The 7,821-nt window shown below is 56.7% G+C and carries 7 protein-coding genes and 1 riboswitch; of the genes, 6 read left to right on the top strand and 1 reads right to left on the bottom strand.

Annotated elements, in window-relative coordinates:
- The first annotated feature begins 42 nt into the window (after positions 1-42).
- From metK to metF, 5 genes are all read left to right on the top strand, one after another.
- Positions 43-1,206: a methionine adenosyltransferase gene (gene metK, locus VN114_RS11090; protein ID WP_325514826.1), complete on the top strand. Its 1,164-nt coding sequence runs from the start codon at positions 43-45 to the stop codon at positions 1,204-1,206.
- Between the two features lie 221 nt (positions 1,207-1,427).
- Complete coding sequence (locus VN114_RS11085) at positions 1,428-2,210, top strand: M14 family zinc carboxypeptidase (protein WP_325514824.1); 783 nt, start codon at positions 1,428-1,430, stop codon at positions 2,208-2,210.
- Between the two features lie 62 nt (positions 2,211-2,272).
- A riboswitch (S-adenosyl-L-homocysteine riboswitch) is annotated at positions 2,273-2,349 on the top strand.
- A gap of 26 nt (positions 2,350-2,375) precedes the next feature.
- The gene (gene ahcY, locus VN114_RS11080; RefSeq protein WP_325514822.1) at positions 2,376-3,815 is read left to right on the top strand and encodes an adenosylhomocysteinase; all 1,440 of its coding nucleotides are present in this window, start codon (positions 2,376-2,378) and stop codon (positions 3,813-3,815) included.
- A 103-nt stretch (positions 3,816-3,918) separates the two neighbouring features.
- The gene (locus tag VN114_RS11075; protein ID WP_325514821.1) at positions 3,919-4,263 is read left to right on the top strand and encodes a phage holin family protein; all 345 of its coding nucleotides are present in this window, start codon (positions 3,919-3,921) and stop codon (positions 4,261-4,263) included.
- Positions 4,264-4,265: 2 nt separating this feature from the next.
- On the top strand, positions 4,266-5,117 hold the full coding sequence (gene metF / locus VN114_RS11070) for a methylenetetrahydrofolate reductase [NAD(P)H] (protein WP_325514819.1): 852 nt from the start codon (positions 4,266-4,268) through the stop codon (positions 5,115-5,117).
- 68 nt (positions 5,118-5,185) lie between these two features.
- Here the strand turns inward: metF and VN114_RS11065 are convergent, their stop codons facing one another.
- The gene (locus VN114_RS11065) at positions 5,186-5,740 is read right to left on the bottom strand and encodes a 5-formyltetrahydrofolate cyclo-ligase (RefSeq protein ID WP_325514818.1); all 555 of its coding nucleotides are present in this window, start codon (positions 5,738-5,740) and stop codon (positions 5,186-5,188) included.
- An 89-nt stretch (positions 5,741-5,829) separates the two neighbouring features.
- Between VN114_RS11065 and VN114_RS11060 the strand changes: the two genes are divergently transcribed.
- A complete protein-coding gene (locus VN114_RS11060) occupies positions 5,830-7,794 on the top strand; it encodes a lytic transglycosylase domain-containing protein (RefSeq protein ID WP_325514816.1) in 1,965 nt (654 codons plus the stop codon).
- Positions 7,795-7,821 lie beyond the last annotated feature (27 nt).

Genomic DNA, 7,821 nt, shown 5'->3' with positions numbered 1-7,821 from the left:
GGTTGGCCGCGACATTAACCAACTATTAAAAAGGAGCCTGTGATGGCAAATGAATATCTGTTTACTTCCGAATCCGTTTCCGAAGGTCACCCCGACAAGGTTGCTGACCAAATCTCCGACGCCATTCTCGACGCAATCTTCCAGCAGGACCCGAAGGCGCGCGTCGCTGCCGAAACGCTATGCAACACCGGTCTGGTCGTTCTCGCGGGTGAAATCACCACGCACGCAAACGTCGATTACATTGCGGTCGCGCGCGACACGATCAAGCGCATCGGCTATGACAATGCCGATTACGGCATCGATTACAAGAGCTGCGCCGTGCTGGTCGCCTACGACAAGCAATCGCCGGACATCGCGCAAGGCGTCGATGAAGGCAAGGGTATCGATCTGGATCAAGGCGCCGGCGATCAGGGCCTGATGTTCGGTTATGCATGCGACGAAACGCCTGAACTGATGCCTGCCGCCATCCACTATGCGCACCGCATCGTCGAGCGCCAGTCCGAATTGCGCAAGGACGGTCGTCTGCCGTGGCTGCGTCCGGATGCGAAATCGCAAGTCACGTTGCGCTACGTTGACGGCAAACCTGTGTCGATCGACACCATCGTATTGTCGACGCAGCATGCGCCGGAAATGCAGCACAAGCAAATCGAAGAAGCCGTCATCGAAAGCATCATCAAACCGGTGGTGCCGGCTGAGTGGCTGAAGAACACACGCTTCCTGGTCAACCCGACCGGTCGTTTCGTCATCGGCGGTCCGCAAGGCGATTGCGGTCTGACCGGTCGCAAGATCATCGTCGATACCTACGGCGGCGCAGCACCGCACGGCGGCGGCGCATTCTCCGGCAAGGATCCGTCAAAGGTCGATCGTTCCGCTGCCTATGCCGGCCGTTATGTGGCGAAGAATATCGTTGCCGCAGGTCTGGCAGAACGTGCGCAGATCCAGATTTCGTACGCAATTGGCGTGGCGAAACCGACCTCGGTGATGGTCACGACCTTCGGTACCGGCAAGATCAGCGACGAGAAAATTTCGCAACTGGTGCAAGAGCATTTCGACCTGCGTCCGAAAGGCATTGTGCAGATGCTGGATCTGTTGCGTCCGATCTATCAAAAGACTGCCGCTTACGGTCACTTCGGTCGCGAAGAGCCGGAATTCAGCTGGGAACGCACCGACAAGGCCGCTGCATTGCGCGCTGCTGCCGGTTTGTAAGGTGTAGCGATTATCATGGCCGGATCAGTCTTCGCGGATTGACCGGCTTTTTTGTTTTCAGGACGTTGATGCGAAATTTATTACCGATCAGCAAGTGTGTCTTTTCCCTTTCCATGGTGTGTGGATTGGCTTTGCTGTTGTCTGTGTTGTTACCAGCGCAGGCCTCAAACTCCGTTCAGGCATTGCCGGTCGATCAGCTTTGCGACCGTCTGATTCCGCGAATGCCGACTGTCGACAAGGCGTTGTGCATGCAGGGTGGTTTTGCTGCGACCGGACGAGTTTCGCAACAAGGTCTTCCGCTGATCGCCAAAACCGTACCGGCCACGAACAAAAACAAAAAACAACGACCATTGCGCGTGTTGCTGATGGGCGGCATCCATGGTGACGAATTGACATCGGCTGCGATCGTGTATCGCTGGGTCGAGGGCATGACAGGTCCCATTGCACAGAGTATCGATTGGCGCATCATGCCGGTCGTCAATCCCGACGGTTTGCTGGCGGAAAAAGCCAGTCGCATGAATGCCAACGGCGTCGATCTCAATCGCAATTTCCCGACGCCCGGCTGGGATGCGGAAGCTCCTCGATACTGGAAGGCACGCACGCGCAGTGACCCGCGGCGCTTCCCGGGCCACGCGCCGCTGTCCGAACCCGAAAGTCGTTGGGTCGAGGAGGAGATGCGGAGCTTCAAGCCGGACGTGATCATTTCCGTCCATGCACCGTTTGGTGTGCTGGATTTCGATGGTCCGGAAGAACCCCCGCGCAAGTTCGGTCGTCTGCTGCTCAATCGGGTCGGCGTCTATCCGGGATCGCTGGGAAATTACAGTGGTGTGCATCAGAATGTGCCGGTCATCACGATCGAATTGCCGAATGCACAAAAAATGCCGCAGCAGGCCGAGGTGCGTCGCATCTGGGTCGACATGCTGCAATGGATCGTGCGAAACGTCGATCCTCGGCAGCAAGAGGCTGCCATCCGCTCCGTCTCGACGTCGGGCACCAAACGCTGAACAAGTTGCAAAGTTGCCGGCGGAAATGGCCGTCGCCGCATTTTTTCGATAGAATGGCAGTCCGCATCAAGGAGCGTTGCGACAGGTTCTTCACCTGCCAGGCTTGATGCAGTCAACACCGCAACTGCGCTCACGTTTCTTTTTTTCTAACGAAAGGAGGGCGTGATGAACGCCGCAGTAATGACTTCCTCTACCAATTTCACCGATTACGTTATCGCCGACTTGTCCCTGTCCACATGGGGTGACAAGGAAATCAAGATCGCCGAAACCGAAATGCCGGGCCTGATGGCCATCCGCGAAGAATTCGCCGCCGCACAGCCGCTGAAAGGCGCGCGCATCACCGGTTCGATCCACATGACGATTCAAACCGCCGTGCTGATCCAGACGCTGGAAGCACTCGGCGCCAAAGTGCGCTGGGCGTCGTGCAATATCTATTCGACGCAGGATCACGCTGCTGCGGCAATCGCTGCGGCCGGCACGCCGGTGTTCGCCGTCAAGGGCGAAACGCTGGACGACTATTGGGAATACACGCACCGCATTTTCGAATGGCCGAATGACGACAAAGGCGCGCCGGTGTATTCGAACATGATCCTGGACGACGGCGGCGATGCAACCTTGCTGTTGCATCTGGGCGTACGTGCAGAAAAAGATGCATCGGTGTTGAACAATCCAGGTTCCGAAGAAGAAATCTGCCTGTTCAATTCGATCAAGAAACGTCTGGCGATTGATCCGACCTGGTATTCGAAGCGCTTGCCGGAAATCCTCGGCGTGACCGAAGAAACCACCACCGGTGTGCATCGTCTGTACCAGATGCACAAGGAGGGCAAACTCGCCTTCCCGGGCATCAACGTCAACGATTCCGTCACCAAATCCAAGTTCGATAATCTGTACGGCTGCCGCGAATCGCTGGTCGACGGCATCAAGCGTGCAACCGACGTGATGATCGCCGGTAAAGTTGCGGTTATCGCCGGTTACGGTGACGTCGGCAAGGGTTCGGCACAAGCCATGCGTGCATTGTCGGCACAAGTCTGGGTCACGGAGATCGATCCGATCTGCGCGCTGCAGGCGGCGATGGAAGGTTATCGCGTCGTGACGATGGATTACGCCGCAGAACATGGCGACATCTTCGTCACCTGTACCGGCAACTACCATGTCATCACGCACGATCACATGAAGAAGATGAAAGACCAGGCGATTGTCTGCAACATCGGCCACTTCGACAACGAAATCGAAGTCGCCGCGTTGAAGCAATACACGTGGGAAAACATCAAGCCGCAAGTCGATCACGTGATCTTCCCTGACGGCAAACGCATCATCCTGCTGGCCGAAGGTCGTCTGGTCAATCTGGGCTGCGGTACCGGTCATCCTTCCTACGTGATGAGCTCGTCGTTCGCCAACCAGACGATCGCACAGATCGAATTGTTCGTGAATACGAAAAACTATCCGGTCGGCGTCTACACGTTGCCAAAGCATCTGGATGAAAAAGTCGCGCGCCTGCAATTGAAGAAACTCAATGCGCAACTGACCACGTTGACGGAAGAGCAGGCCAACTACATCGGCGTGCAGCAAACCGGTCCGTACAAGCCAGAGCACTATCGTTATTGATCGCTGTCAAACCGGCGTTACAAGACCAAGCCGTTCCGTCAAAGGATGGAACGGCGACCGATTTCCGTAGTTATCTGCTTTATCACCTACGAAGGAGAATCGCATGCGTCTGCTACTTACATGGGCCATCAATGCAGCGGCTTTGTTCGCGCTGCCATTTCTGATGACGTCGATCAGGATCGACAGTGTCCTTACCGCGCTGGTTGCGGCATTGATACTTGGATTGATCAATACCCTGATTCGTCCGATCCTGGTATTGCTGACCTTGCCGGTCACGTTCCTGACGCTGGGACTGTTCATCTTCGTCATCAATGCCTTGCTGTTCTGGCTGACGGCCAATCTGGTCGGCGGGTTCCAGGTGGCGGGTTTCTGGTCTGCTTTCGGCGGCGCGATTCTTTACAGCATCATTTCGTGGGTACTGTCCTCGCTTTTACTCGATAAGAAATAACAATGACTCAACAGAACTTCAGCATCGAATTCTTCCCGCCGAAGACCGATGCGGGCGTCGAAAAACTGCGCGTCACCTGCGCCAAACTCGCGGAGCTGAATCCGCAATTCTTTTCGGTGACTTTCGGTGCAGGCGGCTCGACGCAGCAAGGTACACTGGATACCGTGCTGCAAATCCGCGGCGCCGGTCACGATGCGGCGCCGCATATTTCCTGTCTCGGCAGTTCGCGTGCGAACCTGCGCGATATTCTGCAAAGCTACAAATCGCATGGCATCAAGCGCCTGGTGGCGTTGCGCGGCGATTTGCCGAGCGGCTATGGCGATTTTTCTTCCAGCGAATTTCATTACGCGAATGAACTGGTCGAATTCATCCGTACCGAAACCGGCGACTGGTTTCATATCGAAGTGGCCGCCTACCCGGAGACGCATCCGCAAGCGAAGTCGCCTCAGGACGACATCAACAGCTTTGTGCGCAAGGTCAGGTCCGGTGCCGATTCGGCGATCACGCAGTACTTCTACAACGCGGACGCATATTTCCGTTTTGTCGAGGATGCGCAGAAAGCCGGAGCCGATGTGCCGGTGGTCGCCGGCATCATGCCGATCACCAATTACTCGCAACTGTCGCGCTTTTCTGAAATGTGCGGTGCGGAGATTCCGCGCTGGATTCGTTTGAAGCTGGCGAGCTTTGGCGACGATACCGATTCGATTCGCGCCTTCGGTCTCGACGTGGTGACCGACCTGTGCGAACGCCTGTTGAAGGGTGGTGCGCCCGGATTGCATTTCTATACATTGAATCAGGCGACGGCGACGCACGCGATCTGGAGCAGGTTGAATCAGGGCGGTTACTTCAAGTAATCGAATTAATCGTCTTTTCCATTGAAAACGGCGCTGTCTGGAAACGACAGCGCCGTTTTTTTGTCGGATCAGAAATCGCTCAACGATCCTTCATCGGTAATGATCCGGTCCAGCGCGACATCGAATGTATCTGCGGCAAATTCCGCTTCGCCGAAAGCGTATGACACGCCGACGGTCAAAGGACGCGGAGCCGTCGCCAGCGTACGGTCGTAGAAACCGCCGCCATAACCGAGCCGGAAGCGTCCTTCGTTAAAGCCGAGACATGGAATGATCAATGCCTGCGGCCAGACTTCGGGATTCGAGGCCGGTGGCGTTTCCGCACCGAAGCGATCACGTTCCAGCAGTTCGCCCGGCGTCCAGTGCACGAACTTTAGCGGTGCGTTATCGGTCACAACAATCGGCAGCGCCAGTCGCACACCGCGCGCGTGCAGTGTGGCGTAGGCCTGCTGCAGGTCCGGTTCACCGCGCATGGGCGAATAGACGCCGACGCTCATCGGGAGAGCACTTTCCCACCAGTCGAGCAGACCGATGGCGATCTGCCTGTCGTATTGCTTCTTCAGTGTCGGCTCAAGTCCGTTGCGCAGCGCGAGCAAAGCGGGCCGCAATTCCTGTTTGTTTTGCATGTTTTCCGTCATCGATTGCCTGGCGTCGCGTGCTATTCTAGCCAGCATCGCGATTCAGTTTCAGCAGGTCAAAAAGGACCATCAATTTCATGTTTTCAAAAACGTTTTTTGCCCGTTTCGTGTTTGCCGCCGCATCCGCCACCTTGTTGTTGCCGGGCTTGTCGCAAAATGCGCACGCACAGAAACGCCCAACGAGTTTTGCGAGTGACGACGATGCCTTTCTCGCGTTGCGCGATGCGTCGCGTCGTGGCGATACGGCCCGGGTCGACGAGATCGCAGCCCGGCTCGGCAATTATCCCATTCCTTCGTATGTCGATTATTACCGTCTGCAGCCGCGCATCAAGGATGCGTCGGCCGCCGAAATACAGGCATTCCTGACCCGCTACGACGGCAGCGCCATTGCAGATCGCTTGCGTAACGACTGGCTGCTCGAACTGGGCAAGCGGCGCGACTGGACGACATTCGATGTGCAGTATCCATTATTTCAGTTGAACGACGATACGCAGCTGAAATGTTACGCGCTGATGTCGAAGGCGTTGAAAGGCGGCAATGTCGCGGAGGAAGCGCGCCTGTTGCTGAATACGCCGAAGAATTATGGCGAAGGCTGCGTGGCGTTGATCGGCATGCTGGTGGAAAACGGCCAGTTCGACGACGACGATCTGTGGGCCCAGGTGCGCCTGGCGTCGGATACCGGCAATACCGATTTCGTGCGACGTCTGGTGCCGTTTACCGGCATCGACGACGATTCACTGGTGAAGGCGATGGACAAGCCGATGTCGGTCGTTGCACGCGGCCCGGGATTCCGGCGTGTCAAGCACGAAGTCTTCATCGTCGCGCTGGGTCGTGTTGCGCGCAACGATCCGTTGCAGGCAGCCAGCGTAATGGAATCGAAAGACGGTCAGCGCCTGAACCTGAAACAGCAGGCGTTGGCGTGGGCGCAGATCGCGCAGCATGCGTCAAAAAAACTGATGCCGGAAGCGGACGATTACTGGCACAAGGCAGGCAATGCACCATTGTCGCTGGAAGCGCATGAATGGAAGGTACGCATTGCCTTGCGTGCCGGCGACTGGAAGCTGGTGAAGAAAGGCATCGAGGCGATGCCACCTTCGCTGCGTAGCGATCCGACGTGGACCTACTGGATGGCGCGCGCATTTCGTGAAGAAGGGCAGAAGGAAAAAGCCGATGTGTTGCTGCAGTCGATTGCTGCACAAACAGGTTTTTACGGTCAGCTGGCACTGGAAGACCTGGGACGCAGCATCACGATCCCGCCACGTGCGGCTCCGGTGACCGAAGCAGAAGTGGCGCCGATGACGACCAATGAAGGATTCCGCCGCGCATTCAAGTTCTTCGATCTGGGTTTGCGCTTCGAAGGCTATCGCGAATGGAACTGGGAACTGCGCCGCATGAACGAGCGCCAGCATCTGGCTGCGGCAGAATTCGCGCGGCGCAATTCGGTACTCGATCGCATGGTCAATACATCGGATCGCACCAAGATCGAGGTGGATTTCGATCAACGATTCCCGACGCCGTATCGCAATGTGATGCAGGACGCCACGCAAAAACTGGGACTGGAGATGGCATGGGTGTACGGCTTGATTCGTCAGGAGTCGCGCTTCGTCATGGATGCACGTTCGCATGTCGGTGCATCCGGCCTGATGCAGTTGATGCCGGCGACGGCCAGGCATGTCGCTAAAAAGATCGGCTTCGACGATTTTGCACACAGTCGCGTCAATGAAATCGAAACCAACATCCTGCTCGGCACCAACTATCTGAACATGGTGCTGAACGACCTGGATGGTTCGCAGACGATGGCGACCGCTGCCTATAATGCCGGCCCGGGGCGTCCGCGTGCATGGCGTTCGACGCTGACGCGACCGGTCGAAGGCGCGATCTTTGCCGAAACGATTCCTTTCACGGAGACACGTGATTACGTGAAGAAGGTCTTGTCCAATGCGACCTACTATGCCGCGATGTTCGAGAACAAGCCGCAATCGCTGAAGCAACGATTGGGAATGGTTGGTCCTGCAGCGTACGTGCCGAGCGCGCTGCCTTGATCCGCTCATCTGACTGTTTCTTCCTTT

The sequence above is a fragment of the Oxalicibacterium sp. genome (assembly GCF_035565035.1).
In the GTDB taxonomy this organism is placed as follows: Bacteria; Pseudomonadota; Gammaproteobacteria; order Burkholderiales; family Burkholderiaceae_D; genus Oxalicibacterium.
The sequence above is the reverse complement of the archived record's forward strand: the minus strand, read 5'-3'. Positions and strand labels throughout refer to the sequence as shown.

What these genes read in the sequence shown, in the direction of transcription:
- VN114_RS11085 (WP_325514824.1), top strand. Translation starts at nt 1,428, where the DNA reads ATGCCGACTGTCGACAAGGCGTTGTGCATGCAGGGTGGTTTTGCTGCG.
- VN114_RS11065 (WP_325514818.1), bottom strand. Translation starts at nt 5,740, where the DNA reads ATGCAAAACAAACAGGAATTGCGGCCCGCTTTGCTCGCGCTGCGCAAC.
- ahcY (WP_325514822.1), top strand. Translation starts at nt 2,376, where the DNA reads ATGAACGCCGCAGTAATGACTTCCTCTACCAATTTCACCGATTACGTT.
- metK (WP_325514826.1), top strand. Translation starts at nt 43, where the DNA reads ATGGCAAATGAATATCTGTTTACTTCCGAATCCGTTTCCGAAGGTCAC.
- VN114_RS11060 (WP_325514816.1), top strand. Translation starts at nt 5,830, where the DNA reads ATGTTTTCAAAAACGTTTTTTGCCCGTTTCGTGTTTGCCGCCGCATCC.
- metF (WP_325514819.1), top strand. Translation starts at nt 4,266, where the DNA reads ATGACTCAACAGAACTTCAGCATCGAATTCTTCCCGCCGAAGACCGAT.
- VN114_RS11075 (WP_325514821.1), top strand. Translation starts at nt 3,919, where the DNA reads ATGCGTCTGCTACTTACATGGGCCATCAATGCAGCGGCTTTGTTCGCG.